General features: G+C 71.8%; 28 protein-coding genes. 5 read left to right on the plus strand and 23 right to left on the minus strand.

Annotated features, from left to right (window positions below):
• Positions 1 to 11: 11 nt before the first annotated feature.
• The 20 genes from ACFPLC_RS00615 to hrcA form a co-directional block, all read right to left on the minus strand.
• Positions 12 to 779 carry an alpha/beta fold hydrolase gene (locus ACFPLC_RS00615; RefSeq protein WP_378196645.1) on the minus strand — a complete coding sequence of 256 codons (768 nt, stop codon included), beginning with the start codon at positions 777 to 779 and terminating at the stop codon, positions 12 to 14.
• Between the two features lie 46 nt (positions 780 to 825).
• Entirely contained in the window at positions 826 to 1,539 is a 714-nt protein-coding gene (locus ACFPLC_RS00620; RefSeq protein WP_378196648.1) for a TIGR03943 family putative permease subunit, read from the minus strand.
• Positions 1,536 to 2,543 carry a permease gene (locus tag ACFPLC_RS00625; RefSeq protein ID WP_378196992.1) on the minus strand — a complete coding sequence of 336 codons (1,008 nt, stop codon included), beginning with the start codon at positions 2,541 to 2,543 and terminating at the stop codon, positions 1,536 to 1,538. Before ACFPLC_RS00625 ends, ACFPLC_RS00620 begins: the two co-directional genes overlap by 4 nt.
• A 125-nt stretch (positions 2,544 to 2,668) precedes the next feature.
• Positions 2,669 to 3,094 (minus strand): YbjN domain-containing protein, encoded by a 426-nt coding sequence (locus ACFPLC_RS00630; protein ID WP_378196651.1) that lies wholly within the window; start codon positions 3,092 to 3,094, stop codon positions 2,669 to 2,671.
• Positions 3,091 to 3,906: an isoprenyl transferase gene (locus ACFPLC_RS00635; RefSeq protein WP_378196654.1), complete on the minus strand. Its 816-nt coding sequence runs from the start codon at positions 3,904 to 3,906 to the stop codon at positions 3,091 to 3,093. Before ACFPLC_RS00635 ends, ACFPLC_RS00630 begins: the two co-directional genes overlap by 4 nt.
• Before the next feature lie 41 nt (positions 3,907 to 3,947).
• Positions 3,948 to 4,709: a DNA repair protein RecO gene (gene recO, locus ACFPLC_RS00640; protein WP_378196657.1), complete on the minus strand. Its 762-nt coding sequence runs from the start codon at positions 4,707 to 4,709 to the stop codon at positions 3,948 to 3,950.
• Positions 4,710 to 4,770: 61 nt separating this feature from the next.
• Positions 4,771 to 5,229: a CD225/dispanin family protein gene (locus ACFPLC_RS00645; protein WP_378196660.1), complete on the minus strand. Its 459-nt coding sequence runs from the start codon at positions 5,227 to 5,229 to the stop codon at positions 4,771 to 4,773.
• Positions 5,230 to 5,311: 82 nt separating this feature from the next.
• On the minus strand, positions 5,312 to 6,358 hold the full coding sequence (locus tag ACFPLC_RS00650; RefSeq protein WP_378196662.1) for an RDD family protein: 1,047 nt from the start codon (positions 6,356 to 6,358) through the stop codon (positions 5,312 to 5,314).
• 183 nt (positions 6,359 to 6,541) lie between these two features.
• Complete coding sequence (locus ACFPLC_RS00655) at positions 6,542 to 6,994, minus strand: DUF2752 domain-containing protein (RefSeq protein ID WP_378196664.1); 453 nt, start codon at positions 6,992 to 6,994, stop codon at positions 6,542 to 6,544.
• Positions 6,991 to 7,338 carry a CD225/dispanin family protein gene (locus ACFPLC_RS00660; RefSeq protein WP_378196667.1) on the minus strand — a complete coding sequence of 116 codons (348 nt, stop codon included), beginning with the start codon at positions 7,336 to 7,338 and terminating at the stop codon, positions 6,991 to 6,993. The genes ACFPLC_RS00655 and ACFPLC_RS00660 overlap by 4 nt, the downstream gene beginning before the upstream one ends.
• 27 nt (positions 7,339 to 7,365) lie before the next feature.
• Complete coding sequence (locus ACFPLC_RS00665; RefSeq protein WP_378196670.1) at positions 7,366 to 7,734, minus strand: CD225/dispanin family protein; 369 nt, start codon at positions 7,732 to 7,734, stop codon at positions 7,366 to 7,368.
• 178 nt (positions 7,735 to 7,912) lie between these two features.
• Complete coding sequence (gene era / locus ACFPLC_RS00670; protein WP_378196672.1) at positions 7,913 to 8,809, minus strand: GTPase Era; 897 nt, start codon at positions 8,807 to 8,809, stop codon at positions 7,913 to 7,915.
• Complete coding sequence (locus ACFPLC_RS00675) at positions 8,806 to 9,144, minus strand: cytidine deaminase (RefSeq protein ID WP_191307436.1); 339 nt, start codon at positions 9,142 to 9,144, stop codon at positions 8,806 to 8,808. The genes era and ACFPLC_RS00675 overlap by 4 nt, the downstream gene beginning before the upstream one ends.
• Complete coding sequence (locus ACFPLC_RS00680; protein ID WP_191307438.1) at positions 9,137 to 10,480, minus strand: hemolysin family protein; 1,344 nt, start codon at positions 10,478 to 10,480, stop codon at positions 9,137 to 9,139. The genes ACFPLC_RS00675 and ACFPLC_RS00680 overlap by 8 nt, the downstream gene beginning before the upstream one ends.
• 9 nt (positions 10,481 to 10,489) lie before the next feature.
• Entirely contained in the window at positions 10,490 to 11,053 is a 564-nt protein-coding gene (ybeY, locus tag ACFPLC_RS00685) for an rRNA maturation RNase YbeY (protein WP_191307440.1), read from the minus strand.
• Positions 11,050 to 12,117, minus strand: coding sequence for a PhoH family protein (locus tag ACFPLC_RS00690; protein WP_378196676.1), 1,068 nt, complete (start codon positions 12,115 to 12,117; stop codon positions 11,050 to 11,052). Before ACFPLC_RS00690 ends, ybeY begins: the two co-directional genes overlap by 4 nt.
• Positions 12,118 to 12,203: 86 nt before the next feature.
• Positions 12,204 to 12,572 carry a histidine triad nucleotide-binding protein gene (locus ACFPLC_RS00695; protein WP_378196679.1) on the minus strand — a complete coding sequence of 123 codons (369 nt, stop codon included), beginning with the start codon at positions 12,570 to 12,572 and terminating at the stop codon, positions 12,204 to 12,206.
• 414 nt (positions 12,573 to 12,986) lie between these two features.
• On the minus strand, positions 12,987 to 13,739 hold the full coding sequence (locus ACFPLC_RS00700; RefSeq protein ID WP_378196682.1) for a 16S rRNA (uracil(1498)-N(3))-methyltransferase: 753 nt from the start codon (positions 13,737 to 13,739) through the stop codon (positions 12,987 to 12,989).
• Positions 13,740 to 13,741: 2 nt separating this feature from the next.
• Complete coding sequence (gene dnaJ / locus ACFPLC_RS00705; RefSeq protein ID WP_191307448.1) at positions 13,742 to 14,908, minus strand: molecular chaperone DnaJ; 1,167 nt, start codon at positions 14,906 to 14,908, stop codon at positions 13,742 to 13,744.
• A 31-nt stretch (positions 14,909 to 14,939) separates the two neighbouring features.
• A complete protein-coding gene (gene hrcA, locus ACFPLC_RS00710; protein ID WP_191307451.1) occupies positions 14,940 to 15,965 on the minus strand; it encodes a heat-inducible transcriptional repressor HrcA in 1,026 nt (341 codons plus the stop codon).
• Between the two features lie 178 nt (positions 15,966 to 16,143).
• On the opposite strand from hrcA, the gene ACFPLC_RS00715 reads away from it, so the two are divergent.
• A complete protein-coding gene (locus ACFPLC_RS00715; protein ID WP_378196686.1) occupies positions 16,144 to 16,638 on the plus strand; it encodes a hypothetical protein in 495 nt (164 codons plus the stop codon).
• Between the two features lie 29 nt (positions 16,639 to 16,667).
• Here ACFPLC_RS00715 and ACFPLC_RS00720 read toward each other — a convergent pair whose 3' ends face one another.
• Positions 16,668 to 17,720 carry an aldo/keto reductase gene (locus tag ACFPLC_RS00720; protein ID WP_378196690.1) on the minus strand — a complete coding sequence of 351 codons (1,053 nt, stop codon included), beginning with the start codon at positions 17,718 to 17,720 and terminating at the stop codon, positions 16,668 to 16,670.
• A gap of 114 nt (positions 17,721 to 17,834) precedes the next feature.
• Between ACFPLC_RS00720 and ACFPLC_RS00725 the strand changes: the two genes are divergently transcribed.
• Positions 17,835 to 18,674: a helix-turn-helix domain-containing protein gene (locus ACFPLC_RS00725; protein WP_378196693.1), complete on the plus strand. Its 840-nt coding sequence runs from the start codon at positions 17,835 to 17,837 to the stop codon at positions 18,672 to 18,674.
• A gap of 27 nt (positions 18,675 to 18,701) precedes the next feature.
• On the opposite strand, the gene ACFPLC_RS00730 is transcribed toward ACFPLC_RS00725, so the two are convergent.
• Entirely contained in the window at positions 18,702 to 20,192 is a 1,491-nt protein-coding gene (locus ACFPLC_RS00730) for a CoA-acylating methylmalonate-semialdehyde dehydrogenase (RefSeq protein ID WP_378196696.1), read from the minus strand.
• 131 nt (positions 20,193 to 20,323) lie between these two features.
• Here ACFPLC_RS00730 and ACFPLC_RS00735 point away from each other — a divergent pair, with 131 nt between their 5' ends.
• From ACFPLC_RS00735 to ACFPLC_RS00745, 3 genes are all read left to right on the plus strand, one after another.
• Positions 20,324 to 21,961, plus strand: a complete 1,638-nt coding sequence (locus ACFPLC_RS00735; protein WP_378235649.1) for a PucR family transcriptional regulator — start codon at positions 20,324 to 20,326, stop codon at positions 21,959 to 21,961.
• 55 nt (positions 21,962 to 22,016) lie between these two features.
• Entirely contained in the window at positions 22,017 to 22,352 is a 336-nt protein-coding gene (locus tag ACFPLC_RS00740; protein ID WP_373308981.1) for an SSI family serine proteinase inhibitor, read from the plus strand.
• Positions 22,353 to 22,421: 69 nt separating this feature from the next.
• A complete protein-coding gene (locus ACFPLC_RS00745; protein ID WP_378196702.1) occupies positions 22,422 to 23,309 on the plus strand; it encodes a helix-turn-helix domain-containing protein in 888 nt (295 codons plus the stop codon).
• A gap of 146 nt (positions 23,310 to 23,455) precedes the next feature.
• On the opposite strand, the gene ACFPLC_RS00750 is transcribed toward ACFPLC_RS00745, so the two are convergent.
• Positions 23,456 to 25,150 carry a DUF4153 domain-containing protein gene (locus ACFPLC_RS00750; RefSeq protein ID WP_465251636.1) on the minus strand — a complete coding sequence of 565 codons (1,695 nt, stop codon included), beginning with the start codon at positions 25,148 to 25,150 and terminating at the stop codon, positions 23,456 to 23,458.
• Between the last annotated feature and the right edge of the window lie 197 nt (positions 25,151 to 25,347).

The raw sequence follows: 25,347 nt of genomic DNA on the forward strand, positions 1-25,347 counted from the left end.
CGCAGCAGGAGTTAGCTCGTCGGTTCCGGAGCCTCCAGGACGGGAACGTGCCCGACGCCCGGGAGCATTTCCACGCGCGCGCCCGGCACCACGTCGTACTCGCGGGCCGACCGCGGATCCCAGCGCGGGTCCGCCGCGCCGAAGACCACCAGCACGGGCCGCCCGAGACCGGCGAGGCGATCGGGGACGCTCCGCTCGGCGACGTACGCGGAATTGGCGCGCAGGATCGCCCGGAACGAGCGGTAGCCGATGTTCTTCAGGTCGGCGACGGCGTCGTCCGGGACGTCCACCGGGCGGGCGGTCGTCGCCCGGATTCCCTTGCGGATCAACGCTTCCGACCGCACCGACCAGAGGAGCGGGCCGAGCGGCGGGGCCGACAGGGCGCGGATCAGCGGCGGTTGCGGCAGGAGCGCGCCGAGGCTCGGGCCGGTGCTGACCAGCGCCAGCGACCGCACCAGCTCGGGGCGCTGCTCCGCGAGCGACGTCGCGACGTAGCCACCGCTCGAGTGCCCGGCCACGGCGACCTGCCGCAGCCCGAGGTCGTCGAGCAGCGCGGCCACGCGGGCGGCCAGCCCGGGCACCGCGTACGACGGCGCCGGCGGGGATTGGCCGCACCCCGGCAGATCGACCCGGATGACGTGGTGCCGGGCGGCGAGGATCCGGGCCACCGGACCCCAGGACGACCCCGAAGCACCCGACCCGTGCACCAGCAGCAAGGGCGGTGCCTCCCGCGGACCGTCGTGGACGACGTACATCCCCGTACTTCTGTGAAGACCCATGCGCCGGACCGTAGGGGCGCGACCGGCCGCGGGTCTTGGACAAATGTCAGTACTCGTACGGGTCCTTGGGGGTGGGGACCGAGGTCACCGACGCCGGGGTGAAGTCGGGGGTGTAGTTGTTGTCCTTCGTCGCCGTGCCCGGCACCACCTCACCGGTGACCTGGATCCACGCGTCGCTTGCCAGGTGGTCCGCTTCGCCGCCGCGGAGGCGGACCGTCACCGGGAACGCGTCCGCTGCGCAGCAGCTGATCACGAGGCGGGCCAGGAGCGTGCTGCCGTCGGTGTGCACCACGAATCCGGTCAGGGAAACCGTGCGGCCGTTCAGCGTGCCCGCCGAGTCCCAGCCCGCGCGGCTGACGAACTCGTTCACCGTCAACGGAACGACGTTCCCCGCCGGCAGTGGCGGGAACGCCGCCGCGTTGACCGCCGCCGCGGTCGAGGGGGCGCGCGCCTCGGTGCGGACCACCGAATCCGCGCCCAGCGCCGGTGGCGCGACCAGGAAGACCGCCAGCACCGGGACGAGCAGCAGCCACGCCGGACGCGCCGAGTGCGAGTGGCCGTCGTGGTCGTGGGACGCCCGCGACGCCATGAGGTCGCGGACGATCGCCACCGCACCGAGCAGCACCATCACGGCGCCGCCCGCGATGATCCACGGCTGCTGGGCGGGCTTGACGTACCGCAGGTAGTCGCCGTTGACCGCGATCTTGACCAGCGCCCCGCCGAGCAGGATCAGCAGGATGTTCTGGGTCTCCCGTTTCACGCGACCCCCACCAGGAACCCGGCCGCCAGCGCGCAGGCCACCGCCACCACGAACGTCACCGGCGCGAACCGCACCGCGAACGACCGTCCGAACGTGCCCGCCTGCAACGCGAACAGCTTCACGTCGATCGCCGGGCCCACCACCAGGAACACCAGCTTCGGCAGCAGGGGCAACGCCGTCAGCGACGCCGCGACGAACGCGTCCGCCTCGCTGCACAGCGCCAGCACCACCGCCAGCACCGCCATCACCACCACGCCCAGTACCAGCTGGCCGCCCAGGACGCCGAACCAGTGCGCCGGCACCAGCACGTTCAGCGCCGACGAGATCAACGCCCCCAGCACCAGGAAACCGCCCGCCTCGACCAGGTCCGTGCGCGCGGTCTCGGCGAAGACCCGCCACCGACGGCCGCCCGCCACGTCCGGGAGGCGCTGCAGCGCCCGCGCGGTGATCCACTCCAGCCTGCCCCAGCGGGCCCACAGCCAGCCCATCACCATCGCCGTGGCGAGGGAGCCCGCGAACCGGGCCAGCACCATCTCCGGCTTGCCGGGGAACGCGACCGCGGTGGCCACCAGCACCACCGGGTTCACCGCCGGCGCGGCGAGCAGGAACGTCAGCGCCGCGGCCGGCGCCACGCCCTGGCCCATCAGCCGCCGGGCCACCGGCACCGACGCGCATTCGCAGCCCGGCAGCGCGACCCCGGCCAGCCCGGCGACGCCGACGGCCGCCCCGGCCCGGCGGGGCAGCACCTTCTCCAGCACGCGGGCGGGCACGAACGCGGCGATGGCCCCGCTGATCAGCACGCCGAGCACGAGGAACGGCAGCGCCTGCACGCAGACCGCGACGAACACGGTCGAGCCGGTGCGCAACGCGGGCACGTCGAACAGCTGCTGCAGCCGGCTCTGGGCCAGGATCGCGACCAGCAGGATCGCGCACAGCACTTCGACCGAGCTGATCCGGAACCGGCGGGTGCGCCGGCCGGGCTCGGCCTCGGTGTCGGAAACGATGTTCACGACGGCGATGATGCCAGGGCGGTCCGACAAGACCGGACCCGCACGGGCCGCGAACGGAGGATCACGGTCCGTTTCGGTACGGAATTCTCCGTTCGCGGCGAAAATCCACCCCGAACGGGTCAGTCGCCGGGCACGATTCCGGGCAGATCGGTCCTCAGCTGCGAAGCCGTCGACACCACCAGCATCAGCAACGTCCCGAGCGCGGCCGCGTCCAGCCCCGCCGCCGGGAAGGCGTACCGGAGCGTGACGTCGACGCCGTTGTCCGAATGCCCGATCCCGAGCGTCCCGAACAGCCCCTGCCCCGCCCGCTCGGCGACGGCGATCGAAAGCGCGGGCTCGTCCGCGAGGTCCCAGCCGACCACGCAGGTCAGGGTGAGCACCGTGAGACCTTCACCGAGCCGGGTCGCCTGGATGACGCACGGGACGCCGCCGTGGGAGAACGTCAGCGCGCCGTCGTCGTCGACGTGGACCTCGAGGTAGCGCTCGAGGGCTTCCCGGGCCCGCGTCAGCAGGTCCGCGGTTTCGACCGCTTCCGTGGCGCTCACGAAGAAGCCGCCTGGTCGACCGCGCCGCCGAAGCGGCGATCCCGCTTCGCGAATTCCAGGCAGGCCCGCCACAGGTGCGTCCGGTCGAAGTCCGGGAAGAGCGTGTCCTGGTAGACCATCTCGGCGTAGGCCGACTGCCACAGCAGGAAGTTCGACGTCCGCTGCTCGCCCGAAGGCCGCAGGAACAGGTCCACGTCCGGCATTTCCGGCTGGTACAGGTACTTCCCGATGGTCTTCTCGTTGACCTTGTCGGGGTTCAGCTTGCCGTCGGCGACGGCACGCGCGATCCGCTGCATGGCGTCGCCCAGCTCGGCGCGGCCGCCGTAGTTGACGCACATGGTCATGTTCAGCGCCGTGTTGTGCTTGGTCTTCTCCTCGGCCGCCTGCAGCTCCTTGATCACCGACGCCCACAGTTTCGGCCGCCGCCCCGCCCAGCGGATGCGCACCCCGATCGAGCCGAGGTAGTCGACCTGGCGGCGGATGGTGTCGCGGTTGAAGCCCATCAGGAACCGCACCTCTTCGGGGCTGCGCTTCCAGTTCTCGGTCGAGAACGCGTACACCGAGAGCCACTTGACGCCCAGCTCGACCGCCCCGCTGGCGACGTCGATCATCACCGCTTCGCCGCGCTTGTGGCCCTCGATCCGCGGCAGCCCGCGCTGGTTGGCCCAGCGGCCGTTGCCGTCCATGACCAGCGCGACGTGCTTGGGCACCAGCTCGCGCGGGATTTCCGGCGGCTTCGCGCCCGACGGGTGCGGATCCGGGGCCCGCAGCTCGTATCGCGACGCCTTGTTCTCGCGTCCCCTGCGCAGCACTGCGAGCCTCCCTGGATGGGTGAATCCGATCAGGCCCGACCTTACTGGCCGGGCGCGGTGGTCTCCCGGGCGCGTCGCTCGACCAGGGGCAGGGACCGCAGTTGACGCTCCAGGTGCCACTGCAGGTGCGCCGCGACCAGCCCGCTCGCGTCGCGGCGGGTGCCGGGCAGGGTCGCCTCGGCCACCGGCCATTCGCCGTGCAGCAAGGCGGTGAGCAGGTCCAGGACCTCGGGGGCGGGGTGCACGCAGCCGGCGATCCGGCAGTCGGAGCACATCGAGCCGCCCGCGGCGATGCTGAACGCCGGGTGCGGGCCCGGCAGGCCGCAGCGGGCGCACTCGGTGAGCGCGGGCGCCCAGCCGGCGTAGGACATCGCGCGGAGCAGGAAGGCGTCGAGCACCAGGGAAGAGTCCCGCTGCCCCTCGGCGAGCGCCCGCAGCGCCCCGACGACGAGGAGGTACAGCTTGAGCACCGGCTCGCCCTCTTCGGCCGAGAGCCGGTCCGCGGTTTCGGCGATCGCGCTGGCCGCGGTGTAGCTCTGGTAGTCGGCGACCAGGGGCAGCTGGAAGGCGTCCACGGTCTCGACCTGGGTGATGACGTCGAGCGTGCGCCCGGTGTAGAACTGCACGTCGACGTGGCCGAACGGCTCCAGCCGGGCCCCGAAGCGCGACGAGGTGCGCCGCACGCCCTTCGCCACGGCGCGGACCTTGCCGTGCCGCCGGGTCAGCAGGGTGACGATCCGGTCGGCTTCACCCAGCTTGTGCGTGCGCAACACCACCCCGGTGTCGCGGTAGAGGTTCACCACCCCGACATCGTCCCACCTTCGGGCGATGCCGGGGTGGAGCGCCCCGCGGAAACGACCGGTCTCAGGAGACGCCGTAGACGATCAGCGGGACCAGGAAGGCGAACAGGAACAGGACGCAGCCGAGGCCGCCGAGGATCGAGGAGACCAGGCACAGCGTCTTGGTCGTCCGCGAGGCCTGCTCGGCCATCATGTAGTTGCCCTGCATCTTGTACGTGCCGACCTCGTTGGACTTCATGATGGCGAAGATGCCCAGGATGAGGCCCCCGAGGAACAGCGATGCGATCGCCCAGCCCTTGTAGTCCTTGATCTGGTTGATGTCGCCACCGCCGGGCATGCCGTAGCCCGGGACCCCGTAGCCGGGGGTGCCGTAGCCACCGGTGGGCGGCTGGCCGTACGGCGCGGGCTGCCCGTACGGCGCGGGCTGGCCGTAGGGCGCGGGCATGCCGCCGGACGGCGGGCCGTAGCCCGGCTGCTGCGGCTGCTGGCCGTAGGGCTGCTGCTGGCCGTAGGGATTGGTCATGACGTTCTACCCCAACTGTTCGTGAACTTCCGCCGGACGGCTCCGGCGGTGCTGCGGAAGGCGGTGCTGTCGGAAAAGAAGGTCAGCGCTGCTCGTTCGGCGGCTGGCCGAACTGGCCCGGCTGGATCTTCTGGGTGGCCTCGGCTTCGCCCTGGGCGTCCGGGCGCAGCATCTGGGTGCGCTCGGCCTGCTCGTCGAAGGCGCTCCCGGAGCCGGGGCGCAGCATCTGCGTGCGCTCCGCCTGCTCGTCGAAGGCACCGCCCGGCGACGGGGCGAGCGGCTGCTGCCCGAAGCCACCCGGCTGCGGGGGCTGCGCGAAGCCACCGGAGGACGGTGGCTGGCCGAAGCCGCCCGGCTGCGGCTGGCCGAAACCACCCGGGGCGGGCTGCTGCTCGAAGCCGCCGGACTGCGGCTGCTGGGGGAAGCCACCGGACGCGGGCTGCTGCGGGAAACCGCCGGACGACGGCTGGCCGAACTGGCCGGGCTGCTGTCCCGGCGGCGGGAATCCGCCGGCGAACCCCGGGGCGCTCTGCGGGGCGACCGGCGCGGCCGCGTCGTCGGCGTTGACGACGACGGTGCCGATGATCTTGTCGGCGAGGGTCTGGTTCTTGTCGTCCCAGAGGGGCCAAAGCCAGCCGACGTAGCAGATGACGTTGTCGACGAAGTGGGCGAGATCGCGCACGAAGGCCAGGCCGGGGCCGACCGGCTGCCCGGAGTCCTCGCGGACGAGCTTGATCTTCGCGACCCGCTTGCCGAGCGACTGGCCGGTGTTGCCCTGCTGGATCCACCGGTTGTAGACGCACCAGGCGATCCAGGCGATCGAGCCGGCCACGGCCACCATCGAAAAGCCGTCGCCGCCAGCGAAGGCGAGGGGGATGAGGATCAGGTAGAGCAGGACGACGGGCCCGAAGTCGATGAGCCAGCCGAGGGCGCGCTGACCCCAGCTCGCGTAGTTGCGCGGCGGGCCGAACGGGTTGCCCTGCTGTCCGAACGGTGCGGGCTGGCCGAACGGCGGCTGCTGCCCGTAGGGCGTGGGCTGCCCGTACGGTGCCTGGCCCGGCGGCTGGCCGAACGGCTGCTGGCCACCGGGCTGCTGCCCGAAGGACTGCTGCCCGTAGGGATCGGTCATCAGGTCTTCCCCTCGCTGGTCACTCACCGCACGCCCCGTGCGGAACCGTGCCGCGTGTACGGCGCGGTCCGCGGGAGCGTACTCGGTTCGCCTTCGGCGTCGCCGCCCAGGCTTCAGCTGTCCGGGTGAATCCCGTGCCGGTGCGACGCGGTCGGTGACGCCCTGGTTCCCGTCCGCCGGAAATCAGACGCGCAAGCCCGTGAACGGGGCGAACGGGAGGTTGCGGATGACGAACCAGACGACGAACACGATCGAAAACACCAGCGGCGTCCACCGCCAGTGCAGCCAGCTGTTCATCGCGCGGCCGCGCAGGCGCCCGAGTGCCCACACGACGATGCTCCACACCAGCAGCAGCACGACGACGAACGAGACGGCGTTGTAGTGCAGGGCGGCCGGGATGTCGCCGTGCATCAGGCTGTACGCCATCCGCATGCCGCCGCAGCCCGGGCAGTCGATGCCGAACAGCGCCTTCGTCGGGCAGAGGGGCAGGAAGCCGCCGGGGGTGGTCGGGTCGCCGATCCAGACGACCGCGCAGCACACACCGAGCCCGGCGACGACGGCCATCGGCGCACCGAGGGCGCGCAGCGTGGCCTTGGCGTCGCGGGCGGGGTATCCCGTGTAGACGGTCGTGGTCACGGCCGCCACCCCGTCGAGAAGACGCCGACCCCGGCCAGCACGACGAAGAAGACCACGTAGAGCAGCAGGAAGATCCCGACCGAGATGGCCGACCACATCGCCCACTTGCGGGCGTCGGCGGCGGCCTTCTGCGCCTCGGCGTGGAAGCCCTGGAACCACAGCGTGTGCACCTGGTTGGCCTTGACGATGGCGACAATGCCCAGTGGCAGGCAGCACAGCACGGTGCTCAGGATGGCCCACACGAGGTTGTTGTCCGGCGGTGGCCCGTAGTTCGGCGGCGAGTAGCCGTAGCCGTAGCCCGGCCCGCCGGGGGGCGGGTAGGGCGGCGGGTACTGGTCGGTCACCGGGGATCCTCCTGCTGCTCGGCTACGTCAGTACGACGACGTGGTCACATTCGCGCTGAAGACACCCGCGATCATCAGGATGACCCACAGCACGATCCACACGACGCCGACGGCCGCCGAGATGATCGCCCACTTCTTGGCCGAGTTGGCGGCCTCCTGCGCGGCGGCGGTCTGACCCTGCGCCCACAGGCCGTTCACCTTCGCGGCCTGCACGATCGACACGACGCCGAACGGGAGGCAGCACAGGATCGTGGTCAGGATCGCCCACACGAGGTTGTTGCTCGGCGGCGGGCCGGGCTGGTAGCCGCCCGGCTGCCCACCGGGGTAGTTCTGCTGGCCGCCGGACTGGTTCGGCTGGTCGCCGGGGTAGTTGGGCATGCCCTGGCTGTCGCTCATGGTCGGTAGTTCCCCTTCGTCGTGCTCCCAAGACGACCACCGGGTCCGCGGGCCGCCCCGACCGGCCGCGGTGTGGTCGAAGCCGCGACTGTAGGGGGCGAGATCATCACGTGCCCCCCGTTTCGTCCCGTCGCGACCGAATCGAGACCAGGAATTCCGCCGCCGCTCCCGCGGCAGGTCAGAATCCGAGCCGGCGTAACTGACGGGGGTCGCGCTGCCACTCCTTGGCCACCTTGATGTGCAGGTCGAGGTAGACCTTCGAGCCGAGCAGCGCCTCGATGTTCTTGCGGGCGGTGGCACCGACCTCGCGCAGCCGTTCGCCCTTGTGCCCGAGGATGATGCCCTTCTGGCTGGGACGCTCCACGTAGAGGAAGGCGTGCACGTCGACGAGGTCGTCGCGGCCTTCGCGGGGCAGCATCTCCTCGACGGTGACGGCGATCGAGTGCGGCAGCTCGTCGCGGACGCCTTCCAGCGCCGCCTCGCGGATCAGCTCGGCGACGAGGGTCTGCTCGGGCTCGTCGGTGAGCTCGCCGCCGGGGTACAGCTGCGGGCCCTCGGGCAGCCGCTGGACCAGCAGGTCGGCCAGGGTGCCGACCTGGAAGCCGTCCACCGCGGACACCGGGACGAGCTCGGCGAACTCCATCACTTGCTGCAGGGCGAGCAACTGCTCGGCGACCTGCTGGGGCTGGACGAGGTCGGTCTTGGTGACGATGCCGATCACCGGCGTCCGCTTGGCGATCTTCTGCAGCTCGTTGGCGATGAACTTGTCGCCGGGCCCGATCTTCTCGTTCGCCGGGACGCAGAAGCCGACGACGTCCACTTCGGACCACGTCGTGTGCACGATGTCGTTGAGCCGCTCGCCCAGCAGGGTGCGCGGGCGGTGCAGGCCGGGCGTGTCGATGAGGACGAGCTGGGCGTCCTCGCGGTGGACGATGCCGCGGATCGCGTGCCGGGTGGTCTGCGGCTTGCTGGAGGTGATCGCGACCTTGGTGCCGACGAGGGCGTTGGTCAGCGTCGACTTGCCGGCGTTGGGCCGTCCGACGAAGCAGGCGAAGCCGGAACGGTGGCCGGTCATCGGTCCAGCACCTTGAGGACTTCGCCGTCCGGGGCGGCGAGGAAGATCGGGGCGCGCGCGGCGATGTCGCGGACGGCGTGCACGGACGCCTCCTTGAGCAGGCCGTCGCCGGTGACCACGGCGGCGGCCTCGATGCCCTCGGCGCCGCTGGAGAGCGCGGCGGCGACGGCGGCCTGGAGCGCGGTCAGCTTGAACGACGGCTGGTCGACCGTGCCGGCGGCGTAGGTGCGGCCGTCGGTGTCGCGGACCGCGGCGCCCTCGGCCGCCTGGATGCGGGCGCGCGAGGACCGGGCCAGCGTGACGAGTTTCTGGTCCTCGGCCTCGAGGTCAGGCATGTTCGACGCTCCTGTCGCGTTCGTCGGGGTGGGGCAGGCGCGTGCGGCGGCGCGTCCGGTCGACGGGGTCGGTCATGGCTTCGGCGTCGGCCGGGTGCACGACCACGGACGTGATCCGCATGCGGCCGCGCCGGTCCTTGCCCCCTTCGGCGAACAGCCGAAGGCCGGCGACCTCGGCTTCGGCCCCCGGCAGCGGGACCCTACCCAGTCGTTCCGCGAGCAGCCCGGCCACGGTCTCCACGTCGTGGTCTTCGAGGTCGATGCCGAACAGCTCACCCAGGTCGTCGACGCTCATCCGGGACGAGATCCGGACCGCGCCGCCGTCGAGCTCCTCGACCTCGGGACGCTCGTCGGCGTCGGACTCGTCGGTGATCTCGCCGACGATCTCCTCGAGGACGTCTTCGATGGTGAGCAGGCCCGCCGTGCCGCCGTACTCGTCGACGGCGATCGCCATGTGGTTGTGCGAGCGCTGCATCTCCTTGAGCAGCTCGTCGAGCCGCTTGGAGTCGGGGACGAAGGATGCCTGGTTCATCACGGACTCGACGACAGTGCTCGGGCCGTCCGGGTCGAGGTAGCCGGCCATCAGGTCCTTGATGTTGACGACGCCGACGATGTCGTCGACGGATTCGTCGATCACCGGCAGCCGGGTGAACCCGGTGCGCAGCGCGAGGGCCAGTGCCTGCCGGACGGTCTTGGTCCGCTCGATCCAGACGATCTCGGTGCGCGGCACCATGACCTCGCGGGCGACGGTGTCGCCGAGCTCGAACACCGAGTGGATCATCTCGCGCTCGGAGTCCTCGACGACGCCGCGTTCCTGGGCCATGTCGACGAGCTCGCGCAGCTCGACCTCGGAGGTGAACGGGCCTTCGCGGAAGCCCTGGCCGGGGGTGATGGCGTTACCGATGAGGATGAGCAGCCGGGACAGCGGGCCGAGCACGGAGCCGAGGACGCGGACGGGCCCGGCGACGTAGCGGCCGATGCGGTAGGGGTGCTGGCGGCCGAGGGTGCGCGGGCCGACGCCGATCAGGACGTAGCTGACCACGACCATGACCACGGCGGCGACCAGCACGGCGACGCCGAGCGGCGCGAGCCGGGTGCCCACGAACACCGTGACCAGCACGGTGGCGGTGAGTTCGCAGCCGAGCCGGAGCAGGAGCAGCAGGTTGATGTGCCGTCGCCGTTCGGCGACGATCGCGGCGAGGTGCCGGGCGCCGGGCAGCCCGAGCCGGGCGAGGCCGTCGGCCCGGGCCTGCGAGACGGTGCTGATCGCGGCGTCCGCCGCCGCGAACACGCCCGCCAGCAGGACGAGCGCGATCGCGAAGAAGAGCTGTTCCATGGCTGGCGCCTAGGGCGTTTCCCCGGCTGGTGGTTCGGCGGCCGGGGCGTCGAGCCCGGCGATGCCGAGGACTCGGTCGTCGGTGCTGCGCTGGGCGTCCCGCTTGTCGAGGGCGGCGACGGCGTCCTGGTACTCGCCGAGGATGCGCTTCTGGAGGGCGAACATCTCGCGTTCCTCGGCGGGTTCGGCGTGGTCGTAGCCGAGGAGGTGGAGCACGCCGTGGACGGTGAGCAGGTGCAGCTCGTCGATCAGGGCGTGGCCCGCGGTCTTGGCCTGGTCCTTGGCGAACGCCGGGCAGAGCACGATGTCTCCGAGCAGCGCCGGTGACGCGTCGGGTGCGTCGGGGCGGCGGGAGGAGTCGAGCTCGTCCATCGGGAAGGCCATCACGTCGGTGGGGCCCGGGAGGTCCATCCAGCGTTCGTGCAGGTCTTCCATGACGTCGAGGGTGACGAGGAGGATGGACAGCTCGGCGAGCGGGCTGACCTCCATCTTGTCGAGGGCGTAGCGGGCGGCGGAGACGATGGACGTCTCGTCGACGTTGACGCCGGACTCGTTGGCGATCTCGATGCTCAACGCCGGTTGCCCTTCCAGCCGTCGTTCTGCTGGGCGTCCTGCACGGCCTGCCACTTCTCGTAGGCGTCGACGATGTCGCCGACGAGCTTGTGCCGGACGACGTCCTGGCTGGTGAGCTCGGCGAAGTGGAGGTCCTCGACGCCGGTGAGGATGTCGCGCACGACCCGCAGGCCGCTGCGCTGCCCGCTGGGCAGGTCGACCTGGGTGATGTCGCCGGTGACGACGATCTTGGACCCGAAGCCGAGCCGGGTGAGGAACATCTTCATCTGCTCGGGCGTGGTGTTCTGGGCCTCGTCGAGGATGATGAAGGCGTCGTTCAGCGTGCGGCCGCGCATGTACGCCAGCGGCGCGATCTCGATCGTGCCGGCCTGCATCAGCCGCGGGATCGACTCCGGCTCGACCATGTCGTGCAGCGCGTCGTAGAGGGGCCGCAGGTACGGGTCGATCTTCTCGTTCAGGGTGCCGGGCAGGTAGCCGAGGCGCTCGCCGGCCTCGACGGCCGGGCGGGTCAGCACGATGCGGGTGACCTGCTTGGCCTGCAGCGCCTGGACGGCCTTCGCCATGGCGAGGTAGGTCTTGCCGGTGCCGGCCGGGCCGATGCCGAAGACGACGGTGTGCTTGTCGATGGCGTCGACGTACCGCTTCTGGTTCAGCGTCTTGGGCCGGATGGTCTTGCCGCGGCGGGAGACGATGTTGAGGCTGAGCACCTCGGCCGGCGAGGCGTCGCCGGTGGAGAGCATGCCGACGGTGCGCCGGACGGTGTCGGGTCCGACCTGCTGGCCGCCGGTGGCGAGCTGCACGAGCTCGGCGAAGACGCGTTCGGCGAACGCGACGTCGGCGGGTGCGCCGGTCAGGGTGACTTCGTTGCCGCGGACGTGCACGTCGGCGGCGAGGAGTTCCTCGGCGACGCGCAGGTTCTCGTCGCGGGAGCCGAGCAGGCTGAGAGCGGCGGCGTCGGGAATGGGGAACCGGGACTGCGCAGCCTGGGCGGCGGCATCCTCGGTCTTGGCGACGTCTCCGGGGACGTCGGGTCGGGCGGCACCACCCGGTACGGTTCCGGCCACGTGGCCTCAGGCCTGCTTTCTCGGTGAGGGACTACGGACCCCACCGATGCTACTGGCACCCACCGACAAGACGCAGGCCGGTTTCCCTAGTCCTGCTCCGGAGCCCCGAACAGCCCGAGCGGTTCCCCGCCGAGAACGTGGGCGTGCACGTGGAAGACGGTCTGCCCGGCGTCCCCATCGGTGTTGAAGACGACGCGATACCCGCTCTCCAGGATGCCCTCGAGCTCGGCAACCTTACGAGCGGTGGCAATGACATCACTCAGCAGCTGCGGATCCCCGGCAGCCAGCTCGGCAACGTTCCGGTACCGCTTCCGAGGCACAACAAGCACATGAACCCGAGCCTGCGCCCGAATATCCCGAAACGCAAAGGTGGTCGCATCCTGATACACAACGTCAGCAGGGATCTCCCCCCCAATGATCCGTTCGAAGAGAGTCTCAGCCTCACTACCGCTCATAAGAGCACCCTATCCACCCCACCAAGCAGGAACCACACGAGCGAGAAGGCCGAAGGCCGCCGAGCCCGCAACACGCCCTCAAGAACCCAGCCACCCACCCGACTCGCGGGGGGTCCGGGGGCGTGCCCCCGGCTGGGGGTCTGGGGGTTTGACCCCCAGAAGAAGGAACGAAACCAAAACCGCGGCTCGACCCGCGAGCGAAGCGAGCGAGGGAGATGCCGCGGTGGCGGTGAAGCCTGGGGGTCGCCTCACCGCGACCGCGGCGGCCGCCGGACCGAGGGGGGAGGTGCCCGGCGGAGTCTTCTTCCCAGTGGCGCACCCGGATGTTGCACGGTGCGTTAGTAAATGAGAGTAACCGGTCGGAGCGTGATCGCGCCATAACTGGGCGCAAAATTCGCCCGGTTTTTTGGTGATCTACTGCCAACGGGTGGTGAGTGCGCCGAGCGCTCCCAAGGCGACCGCGGCGGCGGTGGAGGTGCGCAGGACCGTCGTCCCGAGCCGGACGGCCTGCGCGCCGGCTTCCTTCAAGACGGCGAGCTCCTCGTCGGTGACCCCGCCCTCGGGTCCCACGACCAGCAGGACGTCTCCGGCGTCGGGCAGCACCAGGTCGGTCAGCCGCTCGGGGACGTCCGATTCCAGCACGATGGCCAGCGACATCGTCGCCACGAGCCCGGCCAGCTCCCCGGTGGTCACCGGCTCGGTGACGTCGGGCACGTGCGCTCGCCGGGCCTGCTTGGCGGCCGCCCGGGCGGTGGAGCGCCACCGGGCGAGGGCCTTGTCGCCGCGTCCGCCGTCTTCCCACTTGGCGACGCTGCGGGCCGCCCGCCAGGGGACGATCGCGTCGACGCCGGCCTCGGTGGCGAGTTCGACGGCGAGTTCACCGCGGTCGCCCTTCGCCAGCGCCTGCGCGACCAGGACCCGCAGCGCCGGCGGCTCCTCGGTCCACGACGACTCGACGGTCAGCGTCACCGAGGCGTCCCGCCCGGGCTGGACGCCCTCGACGACGCACCGGGCCATCGCGCCGGCGCCGTCGGACAGGACCAGCCGCTCGCCGACGCGCAGGCGGCGGACGGTGGCCGCGTGCCGGGCTTCCTCACCGTCGAGGACGGCGCGGCCGGAGGACGGCACCGACGCGGTGAGGAAGACCGGCAGGGTGGTGTCGGGCACGGTCAGCGGTGGTTCTTGGCGCGGAGCTTGGAGAACAGCCCGCCGTGCTTGGTGCCGTTGGACGCCAGCGTCGGGACCTCTTCGCCGCGCTGCTGGGCCAGCTCGACGAGCAGCTCTCGCTGGGCTTCGTCGAGCTTGGTCGGGACCACGACGTCGATGTGGACGTGCAGGTCGCCGCGGCCGTCGACGCGGCCGGAGGACCGCAGCCGCGGCATGCCCTTGCCGGTGAGGACGAGCTCGGCGTTGGGCTGGGTGCCCGGTTCGATGTCGAGGTCGTAGTCGCCGTCGACCAGGGTCGAGATCGGGACCGTGGCCCCGAGGGCGGCTGTGGTCATCGGGATCCGGAAGTTGCAGTGCAGGTCGTGGCCCTGCCGGACGAAGACCTCGTGCGGAGTCTCGTCGATCTCGACGTACAGGTCGCCCGCCGGGCCGCCGCCGGGGCCGACCTCGCCCTGTCCGGAGAGCCGGATGCGCATGCCGTCGCCGACGCCCGGCGGGATCTTCGCGGTGACGTTGCGGCGGGCGCGGATGCGGCCGTCGCCGCCGCACTGGCGGCAGGGGTCGGGGATGACCTCGCCGAAGCCGCGGCAGACCGGGCACGGGCGGGCCGTGACGACCTGGCCGAGGAACGACCGCTGGACGGATTGGACCTCGCCGGCGCCGCCGCAGGTGTCGCAGGTCTTGACCGAGGTGCCTTCGCTGGTGCCCGCGCCGCGGCAGAGGTCGCAGACGATGGCGGTGTCGACGGCGATTTCCTTGTCGACGCCGGTCGCGCACTCCTCGAGGGTGAGGCCGAGCCGGATCAGCGCGTCGGAGCCGGGCTGGACGCGGCTGCGCGGGCCCCGCCCGCGCCCGCCGCCACCGCCGGCCGCGCCGAAGAAGGCGTCCATGATGTCGCCGAGGCCGCCGAACCCGGCGAACGGGTCGCCGCCACCGCCGCCGCGGGCGCCGCCGTCCATCGGGTCGCCGCCGAGGTCGACGATCTTGCGCTTCTGCGGGTCCGACAGCACTTCGTAGGCCGTGGTGACCTCGGCGAACTTGTGCTGGGCGTCGTCCGACGGGTTGACGTCGGGGTGCAGCTCCCGGGCCAGCTTCCGGTACGCGCGCTTGATCTCCTGATCGCTCGCGTTCTTGGCCACCCCGAGGATGCCGTAGTAGTCCCTCGCCACCGTCTCTGCTTCTCCTTCTGCTCTGCCCGGCTCAGCGGCCGGCCAGGATCTGCCCCACGTAGTTGGCGACCGCCCGCACCGCGGCGATCGTGCCGGGGTAGTCCATCCGGGTCGGGCCGACCACCCCCATGCCGCCGAGCACCACGTCGTCGCGGCCGTAGCCGATCGAGACGACCGAGGTGCTGCGCATCTGCTCGTCCTCATTTTCCTCACCGATGCGCACGGTGATCGCACCGGGGTTGCGCGCCGCGGCCAGCAGCTTGAGCACGACGACCTGTTCCTCGAGCGCCTCGAGGACCTGGCGCAGCGAACCCGGGAAGTCGGCGACGTTCCGCGTGAGGTTCGCGGTGCCGCCGAGCACCAGGCGTTCTTCCGGGTGCTCGGCCAGCGACTCGACCAGCACGGTGGTGATCCGGATCAGCGCGTCCCGCAGCTCGCCGGGCGACTTGTCGGGCAGCTCGGCGACGCGTGCGGCGGCGTCGTTGAGCCGCCGCCCGGACATGGCCGTGTTGAGCACGGTGCGGAGCCGCGCGACGTCTTCTTCGGTGACGACGTCGCCGAGGTCGACCGTGCGCTGGTCGACGCGCCCGTTGTCGGTGATCAGCACCAGCATCAGCCGCGCCGGGGTGAGCGGCACCACTTCGAGGTGCCGCACCTTGGCGTTGGTCAGCATCGGGTACTGGACGACGGCGACCTGCCGGGTCAGCTGCGCGAGCAGCCGGACCGAGCGCTTGAGGACGTCGTCGAGGTCGGTGCCGCTGTCGAGGAAGGTGGTGATGGCGCGGCGCTCGGCCGCGCTCAGCGGCTTGATCTCCGAGAGCCGGTCGACGAAGAGGCGGTAGCCCTTGTCGGTCGGGACGCGGCCGGCACTGGTGTGCGGCTGGGTGATGTAGCCCTCTTCTTCGAGCGTCGCCATGTCGTTGCGCACCGTGGCGCTCGACACACCCAGGTTGTGCCGCTCGACGATCGCCTTGGACCCGACGGGTTCCTGGTTGGACACGTAGTCGGCCACGATCGCGCGCAGCACGTCGAAGCGGCGTTCCTCCGCGTTGGCCACCGGTTCCTCACCTACCTCGCTCGCTGCTCGATCCGAGTTTACGGAAGCCTGAGCCGGTCGCGCTCAACGCGGGCCGCCCCTGCCGGGTAAAGAGCACGCAAACCGGCGCCCATGCATTGTTCTGGAAATACGACCGCTACCACGAGGCCGAGGAGGCCTACGAGAAGGAGCACCCCGAGTGAACGACCGGCCCGAGGTGGAGCTGGCCAACCGCAACGGCCGGCTCCACCCCGCGCAGCGCGGCGCGCTGCTCGACCTGACCTTCTGGCTGACGGCAGCGGTCGTCATCACCGGTCTCGTGGTGACGGTGAGCCTCGCCCTCGTGGCGACGACCGCGGGCGAGGTGCTGGGCACCGTGGTCCCGCTCCTGGCGATCACCGGCTGGTTCGCGTTCGTCTGCTGGCGCCGCCTGGCCGACGCCTTCGGCGGACGGCTGGCCGTGGTCACGGGCTGGACGCACGACTTCGGCACCGCGCGCCTCACCGACGAGTACCCGATCGGCCTGCATCGCAGCCCGGAGGGGTTCAAGAGCCTCGAGTCGTTCACCCTCCGCGCCGGCGGCCGGACCTACCCGCTGGAGCGGAAGCTCCGCGAGCGGATCCGGCCGGAGCAGGTCAACACCGTTCTGATCGCCCCGCGGTCGAAGGTGCTGATCAACGTCCTCCCGGCTTAGGACGGGCACTTTCACGTGAAAGTGCCCCGTCAGCGGCGCGCTTCGATCACCAGGTCCCCGCGGGTCACCTTGCGGAGGTGGTCACCGGCGAGCACGTCGTGCGGGTAGCCCAGCTCGATCGCGGAGACCTCCTCCAGACGAGCCAGGTGCGCGGCGGTGAAGGCGACCTCCAGGGCACCCAGGTTGTCCTCCAGCTGCGCGGGGGTGCGGGCGCCGACGATCGGGGCCGTCACCGCCGGGTTCCGCAGCGTCCAGGCCAGCCCGGCCTGGGCCGGCGTGCAGCCCAGCTCTGCGGCGACCTCCGTCGCCACCTCGGCGATCGCGAGGTTCCGCTCGGTCACCATGCCCAGCCCGGCGTTGAAGCCCGCGCGGGTCCCGGGTTCCGGCGCGGCCGGGTCGGCGCGGCGGTACTTGCCGGTGAGCAGGCCGCCGGCCAGCGGCGAGTACGGGGTCACGCCCAAGCCGAGCGCCCGGGCCATCGGGATCAGGTCCCGCTCGCCGGCCCGGTTGACGAGGTTGTATTCGATCTGCAGCGCGACCAGCGGCGCCCAGCCGCGCAGGTCGGCGATCGCCTGCATGCGGGAGACCTCCCACGCCGGGACGTTGGACATCGCCACGTACAGGACCTTGCCCTGGCGCACCAGGTCGTCCAGCCCGCGCAGGATCTCCTCGACCGGCGTCGTGAAGTCCCAGACGTGCAGGTAGAGCAGGTCGACGTAGTCCGTGCCCAGCTGCCGCAGGCTGGCCTCCACCGACGCGAACAGGCTCTTGCGGTGCGGGCCCCCGGAATTCGGGTCGCCGGGCCTGCGCAACGTCGAGTACTTCGTCGCCAGCACCAGGCGCTCGCGGCGCCCGCGCGCGAACTCGGCGAGCAGGCGCTCGGAGCTGCCGTCGGTGTAGGAGTTCGCGGTGTCGACGAAGTTGCCGCCGCGCTCGACGTAGGTGTCGAACAGCTTGCGCGCCTCGTCCTTCTCCGCGCCCCAGCCCCACTCGGTGCCGAAAGTCGCCGTGCCCAGGGCCAGCGGGGACACCCGCAGCCCGGACCGGCCCAGCAGCCGGTAGGTGTCGAGGGTGAGGGACATCGGTCCTCCTGTGCTCGTGATCCGTCGAGCACCAGCCTGTGCGCGCCGCGGACCGGGGGTAAGGGAGCGGGCTTCCTGGGAACACGAGTCCCACCCGCGGCGGTTGGACCGGACATGATCACCCCGACCGGCGAGCTGGCCGCGTTCCTGCGGACCCGGCGCGAGCGCCTGGACCCGCGCGACCTCGGCCTGCCCGCGCGACGGCAGGCCCGGCGGACCCCGGGGCTGCGGCGCGAAGAGGTGGCCGAACTGGCCGGCGTCAGCACCGACTACGTCGTGCGGCTGGAGCAGGGGCGCGGCCTGCGGCCCTCGGCGGACGTGGTGGCGGCGCTGTCCCGGGCGCTGCGCCTGAGCCCCGCCGAACGCGCCTACCTGTTCGACCTGGCCGGGCAGCGCCCGCGTGCCGTGACCGAGCCCGCTACCACCGCGGTGCCGTCACTGGCCCGGCTGGTCGCCGACCTGTCACCGCTGCCGGCCATGCTGATGAACCACCGCTACGACGTCCTGGCCTGGAACGGCGAGATGGCCGCACTGCTGCTGGACTTCGGCACCCTGCCGGCGTCGCGGCGCAACGCGATGTGGGTGTGCCTGCGGCACCCGGAGATCCGCGAGTCCTACGTCGACCGCGAGCGCGTGGTGCGCGAGGGCATCGCCCACCTGCGCACCGCGTGGGCCGCCCACCCGGAAGATCCGGCGTTGCTCGGCCTCATCGCCGAATGCCTCCGTGACGAGGACTTCGCGCGGCTGTGGGCCGAGCGGGACGTCGAGGCCACCGGCCGCGGGAGCAAGGTGCTGCGCCATCCCGCGGCCGGCGTCCTCGCGGTGGACTTCGAAGTGCTGCTGCCCCTGGGGGACACCGATCAGCGGGTCCTGATCGGCCGCCCCGCGGACGAGGCGAGCCGGACCGCGCTGAGCAGTCTGCCGCGGCCTGTCGTGAGTGGTAAGGCAGGTTAGAACCCGCCTTACCACTCACGACCGGGGTCAGGAGTTGCGGGGGAAGCCCAGGTTGACTCCGGCGTGCGAGGTGTCCGGCCAGCGGGAGGTGACCACCTTCGTCCGGGTGAAGAAGTGGAACCCCTCCGGCCCGTACGCGTGGCTGTCGCCGAACAGCGAGTCCTTCCAGCCGCCGAACGAGTAGTAGCCGACCGGGACCGGGATCGGCACGTTGACCCCGACCATGCCCACCTCCACCTCGTTCTGGAACCGGCGCGCGGCCGAGCCGTCGCCGGTGAAGATGGCCGTGCCGTTGCCGTACGGGTTGGCGTTGATCAGTTCCAGGGCGTCGTCGTAGGAGGCCGCGCGCGCCACCGAGAGCACGGGGCCGAAGATCTCGTCGGTGTAGATCGACATCTCCGGGCGGACGTGGTCGAACAGCGTCGGGCCGAGCCAGAAGCCGTCCCCGGCCACCTCGATCCCCCGGCCGTCCACCACCAGCGAAGCACCTTCGGCCACTCCGGCGTCCACATAGGACGAAACGCGCGCGTGGTGCGCCGCCGTCACCAGCGGGCCCATTTCCGACGACGGGTCACGGCCGTCGCCGACGCGCAGCCGGGACATCCGCTCGGTGATCTTCTCCACGAGCGCGTCGCCCACCGGGTCGACGGCCACCACCACCGACACCGCCATGCACCGCTCCCCCGCCGAGCCGAACCCGGCCGACACCGCGGCGTCGGCGGCGAGGTCGAGGTCGGCGTCCGGCAGCACCACCATGTGGTTCTTCGCCCCGCCGAGGGCCTGGACGCGCTTGCCGTGCCGGGTGCCGGTTTCGTAGACGTACCGCGCGATCGGCGTCGACCCGACGAACGAGATCGCCTTGACGTCCGAGTGGGTCAGCAGCCCGTCGACGGCGACCTTGTCGCCGTGCAGCACGTTGAGCGCGCCCGCGGGCAGCCCGGCCTCGGCGAACAGCTCCGCGATGAACACCGCCGCCGACGGGTCCTTCTCGCTCGGCTTGAGCACGACGGTGTTCCCGCAGGCCAGCGCGTTGGGGACGAACCACAGCGGCACCATGGCCGGGAAGTTGAACGGCGAGATCACGCCGACCACGCCCAGCGGCTGGGCGATCGAGTAGACGTCGACGCCGGTGGAGGCGTTCTCGCTGAACCCGCCCTTGAGCAGCTGGGCGGCGCCGCAGGCGAACTCGACGTTCTCGATCGCGCGGGCGATCTCGCCGGCCGCGTCGGACTCGACCTTGCCGTGCTCACTGGTGATGATCTTCGCCAGCTCGTGCTTGCGGGCGGACAGCAGCTCGCGGAAGGCGAACAGCACCCGCGTCCGGCCGGCCAGTGACGTCCCGCGCCAGCCCGGCAGCGCCGCCTTGGCCGCGGCGACGGCCGCTTCGACCTCGGCGTCACCGGCGAAGTCGACGTGCGCCCGGACTTCTCCGGTGGCCGGGTCGAAGACCTCGCCGGACCGCGCGGCGGTCCCGGTGAACGACTTGCCGTCGATCCAGTGGCTGATGCGGTCGGTCACGGCGGGCACTCCTCGCGTCGGCAACATCCCGACACGAGTCTCCGTGCGAGCGCCACGCCAGGCCATCGGCAACGTGTACGGACTCGCCGTCCCGGCCGTACAGTCTGTCCCTGCCGATCACTCGAGGAGCCATGTACCCGACCGTCGCCGAGGTCCTCGCGCTGCCGGTGCTGCGCCAGGGCCGCCCGCACGTCGTCGCCGGCGCCGCCGGGCTGGACGCGCCGGTGCGCTGGGCGCACGTCGCCGAGGTCGCCGACATCGCGCACCTGCTGCGCGGCGGCGAGCTGGTGCTGACCACCGGCGTCGCGCTGCCCGACGACGGCCGGGCGCTCGCCCGGTACGTCGCCGACCTGGCCGGGGTCGGGGCCGCGGGTGTCGTGGTCGAGCTGGTCCGGCACTGGAGCGACAAGCTGCCCGCCGCGCTGGTCGGCGCGGCCGAGGAGCACAACCTCCCCTTGGTGACGCTCTCGCGCGAGACGCGGTTCGTGAGCGTCACCGAGGCGGTGAACGGCCAGATCGTCGACGCCCAGGTCGCCGAGCTGCGCGCCGCCGAGCGCGTGCACGAGACGTTCACCGCGCTGACGGTCGCGGGCGCCGAACCCGGCGTCGTCCTGGGCGAGGTCGCCCGGCTCACCGAGCAGCCGGTGGTGCTGGAGACGCTGTCCCACGAGGTCCTCGCCTACGACGCGGCCGGCACCGACCCGGCCGAGCTGCTCACCGGCTGGCCGTCCCGCTCACGGGTGGTCCAGGTCGGCGAGCGCACCGGCTACCACCCGGGGTCGGGCTGGCTGGTGACCGTGGTCGGCGCGCGCGGGCACGACTGGGGGCGGCTGATCCTCGTCTGCGCCGACCAGCCGCCGCACCGCCACCGGGTCGTCGCCGAGCGCGCCGCGTCCGCGCTGGCCGTGCACCGGCTGGTCGCGAAGGATGCCGACGGTCTCGAGCGCCAGGCCCACCGCGCGGTGCTCGCCGAGCTGCTGGCGTCCCCGGCGCCGACGGCCGAGTTGCTGGCCAGGGCCTCGGCGCTGGCCGTGCCGCTGCCCGGACGGCAGCTGGTCGGGCTGGCGGTCCGGCCGCGGCTGACCGGGACCGCGCGACCGGCCCTGTCGACGCCGCCGGTGCTGCGCGAGCTGGCCGAGGCGACGGTGCTCGCGGCCCGCCGCGCGAAGGTGTCGGCGCTGGTGGCGACGGACGACCTCGGCGTGCGAGCCCTGCTCGCGCTGTCCCCGGAGGCGAACGCCGACGCCGTCCTGCACCGGCTCGCCACCGACGTCCACGAGGCCCGCGCCAGCGCGCCGGGCGTGCTCGCGGTGGGCACGACGGTGACGTCCCCCGCCGAAGCCCGCCGGACGTTGCTGGAAGCGAGCCAGGTCGCGGCGGCGGCCCTCGGCACGGGGACCGAACGGGTGCTGCACCGCCTGTCGGACGTCCGCCTGCGCGGCCTCCTGCACCTGCTGTCCGGCGACGAGCGCGTGACGGCGTTCGCCTTCCGCGAGCTGGGCCCGCTGCTGCAGCGCGACGCCGCGACGGGCAGCCGCCTCGTGCAGGCGTTGCGCCACTACTGCGAGCAGGGCGGCAACAAGTCGGCGGCGGCCGCGGCGGCCCATACTTCCCGGACGGCGTACTACCAGCAGCTCGCCCGGATCGAGCAGGTCCTCGGGGTGCGGCTGGAGGAGCCGGAGTCGATGTTGTCGCTGTACGTCGCCCTGCTGGCGTGGGACCTCACCCGGCCGAGCGAAGAAGACTCACCCGGACGTGCAGCACAGTGATCGGCTCCGGACGGCCGATGACACCGATATGGCCCTAATCCCCTTCGCAGCATGCTTGCTGAGCATCGGCTGTCTGGCGCCGGCGCAACCCCCGGCCTCGACGCTGCAGCTGACCACCCACGACACCGCCGGCCGGATCGGCTCGGTGGTCCTGACGTGCGACCCGGCGGGCGGCACGCACCCCAAGCGCGACAAGGCGTGCGCGGTGCTGTCGGCAGCCGACGGCGACTTTTCGCGGATCACCGCACGGCACCAGGCGTGCACGCTGATCTACGCCCCGGTGGAGGCGACGGCCATCGGAACGTGGCGCGGGAAACCGGTGTCGTTCAGCACGACGTACGCGAACCGCTGCGAGGCCGATCGCGACTCGGACGAGGTCTTCGCTTTCTGACGCAGCTCCGCGACAGCGGAACGGCATCACCCGATGGGGCACGGCCTGCCGGGGGGCAGGCTGTGCCCCATGTCACCACCGATTGCGACGCCCCGGGCCCGCGCGCTGGGGTTCGGGATGAAGAGAGCCAGGCAGGCGCGGAACCTGAAGGTCCGTGAGCTGGGCCGGTTGATCGACGTGCTGCCGCAGAACATTTCCAATTGGGAGAGCGGCAAGCGCATCCCGAAGATCGAAGAGCTGGGCACGGTCCTCGGCGCCCTCCGAGTGGGGCCGGCCGAACGCGCCCGGCTCTTCAACCTGGCCCGGACCGCCACCGAACCCAACTGGCTGTACCAGGCTGTTCTCGACGGCCCCGCAATGCTGGCGACCTATGTCGACCACGAGCGGACAGCCACCGGCAAGCTCGACTGGAGCCCCTGCCTGGTTCCGGGGCTGCTGCAGACACCTGCATACGCCAGGGCGATCTTCGCCACCACCGATCACCCCCAGTCCCACATCGACAATGTGGTGATGGTGCGGATGGCCCGGCGCGACAGGCTGACCGGCCGGCACCCGTTGCAGTACCAGGTCTTGATGAGCGAGGCCGTCTTGCGGCAGAACATCGGTGGTCCCACCGTGATGATCGAGCAGCTTCGCCACCTGCTCTCGCGGATGCGGCTGCCGCACGTGTCCGTCCGCATCGTGCCGAACGGCATCGGCTACCACCCCGGGCACTACGGTCCGTTCATCATTTTCGATTACGCGGACCTGCCGTCCATCGTGTACATGGAGCACTACCGGGGCAGTGGGTATCTCTCCGATGAGCCCAACGTGGCCGATTACCGGAAAGCCACCAGGATCCTGGGCTCCCTGGCGTTGAGCGAACAGGACTCCACCGACCTGATCCAGGCGGTTCTCACCGAATTGCGGGCATGCACCCGACCAAAACCTCAGTCGCCACCTGTCACAGATCCGTGACAGCAAAGCCACCCCAGCACAAGCACCGTGCGTACCACCCGAACGTAGCAATGCCTCGGTGAGCGCGCGGAAGCCGCCGGGCCGCCCCCACGACGGTCCGGTGGCTTCCGCGTAACTCTTAACCACGCGCCCTCGGCCGGTGCGGTTCAGCGGCAGCCGGCCGGTGAGCCGAGGGTCACGTCGCGCGCCGCCGCACGGCTGAGGTTCCAGGCCGGCCAGCCGTCCGGGGTGTCGCCGTGCAGCACCTGGCTCAGCACGCACGTGCGCAGCGGTTCCGGCAGGCGGGCCGACACCACCGGGACCACGTCGGCCGAAAAGCGGGCCAGGTAGCGGTCGTCGAGGGGCTTGCCGGCGGCCGCGCGGTCGAGGTTGGCGTCGGCGATGAGGCGTTCCGGGTCGAGGACGGCCAGCACCAGCAGCGCCGCCGCGGCCGTGCCGATCGCCGCGCGCGGCAGCCACGCCGAGCGCAGCCGGACCAGGGCCAGCAGGACGAGCACGAACACCGCGCCGAACCACAGTTCGCAGACCTCGACCAGCAGCCGCAGCACGGTGAAGCCGTACGCCTCCTGATACGTCCACATGCGACTCAACGCCGAACCGACGAGCACCAGGGTCAGCGCGCTGAGCGTCCCGAGCAGGACGCGCTGGCGGAGCCGGTCGGCCTTCGTCGCGTTCGGCGCCCACCGCAGCGCCGCCGCGACGATCGCCAGCGTCAGGACGGTGACGGCGCACAGCTGCCAGAAGCCGCCGCGGGCGTACTCCGCGGAAGTCAGGTTGCCGGTGCGCAGAACGTACTCGGTGCCACCGAACAGCACCACCAGTCGCACCGCGACGAAAACCCCGAAAATCACCACGAGAACGCCGAGCGGAACCGTCCACTCCAGACCATATTTCGTCCGGCGTGGACGGTCAGCTGACGCCCGTGGCGCCGGTGCCGCGAGGAAGTAGCAGGCCCCGGCCGCGACCGAGGTGACGACGGCGAAGACCGAGCACCACCGCACGAGCGTCGCCACGCTGAGCTCCGGGACCACGGCGTTGACCACGGCCGCGAAGGCGGCGTCGGCGCTGGCGAGCAGCGGCACGAAGACCCCGACGAGCCCGGCGGCGGCGAGCACGGCGAGCGCGATCCGGCGGGCCACCCCGTCGCGCCGGGCGGCGAAGCGCCCGGCCCCGCGCCCGACCCACGGAACGGCCCGGACGGCCTCGATCGGGACGGCCAGCATGTCGTAGAGAACGGAGTGCACGGTCCGCTCCCCGACGACGGCCAGCGACCCGGCCACGACGGCGCCGATGACGCAGAGGACGAACAGCCACTCCGACGCCCGCAGGGTCCCCATGGCGAGCAGCGCGAGGGCGAGCCCCGCCCACCCGGCATTGCGCCAGGTCAAGGCCCCCGGCTTCCCGTCCCGAGACCGCCGATCGGCCACCACGACGGCGGCGGTCACGGCCAGCCCGGAGAGAAGCCACCCGATCCCGGGCCGGTCGACGGGCAGCAGGAGAGCGCCCGCCACCCCGGCAAGCCCGGCGGCGGGCAGAACCGCGGACGGCAGCGGAACAACCGCGGACTTGGGCGGCGGCAGCGGCTGAAGGAGAACGGGGGGAGCGGCCACGGCGACACCGCCACCCGCGGCCGGACGGCCCGGCGCCGCGAAGCGTCCTCCGCCGGTACCCAGGTCCCGATCCCCATCCGCAAGCGCCGTCCCACCCCCGGGCCGCTTCCCCGGCGGCACGCCCGCTCCCGGCCCATCTCCAGCCGGACCGTCCGCCTCCCGCACCGCCCGCTCACCCTGCGGCACGCCCGCCCCCTGGCCCACCTCCGGCCACAGCCCCGCCTCCCGCACCGCCCGCTCCCTCCGCGGCGCCCCCGTCCCCGGCGCAGCACCGTCTGGCCCCACTCCGGCGCCCCAGCCCTCCACCTCCCCTCCGGCACCCGCCTCCCGCACCGCCCGCTTCCCCCGCGGCACGCTCTTCCCCGCTCCCGGTTCCCCGGGCGCGTGCATCCTGTTCTTCGGCATCTCGCCTGCTTCCATGTTCGCTT

The sequence above is a fragment of the Amycolatopsis plumensis genome (assembly GCF_042652605.1).
GTDB lineage: Bacteria > Actinomycetota > Actinomycetes > Mycobacteriales > Pseudonocardiaceae > Amycolatopsis > Amycolatopsis plumensis.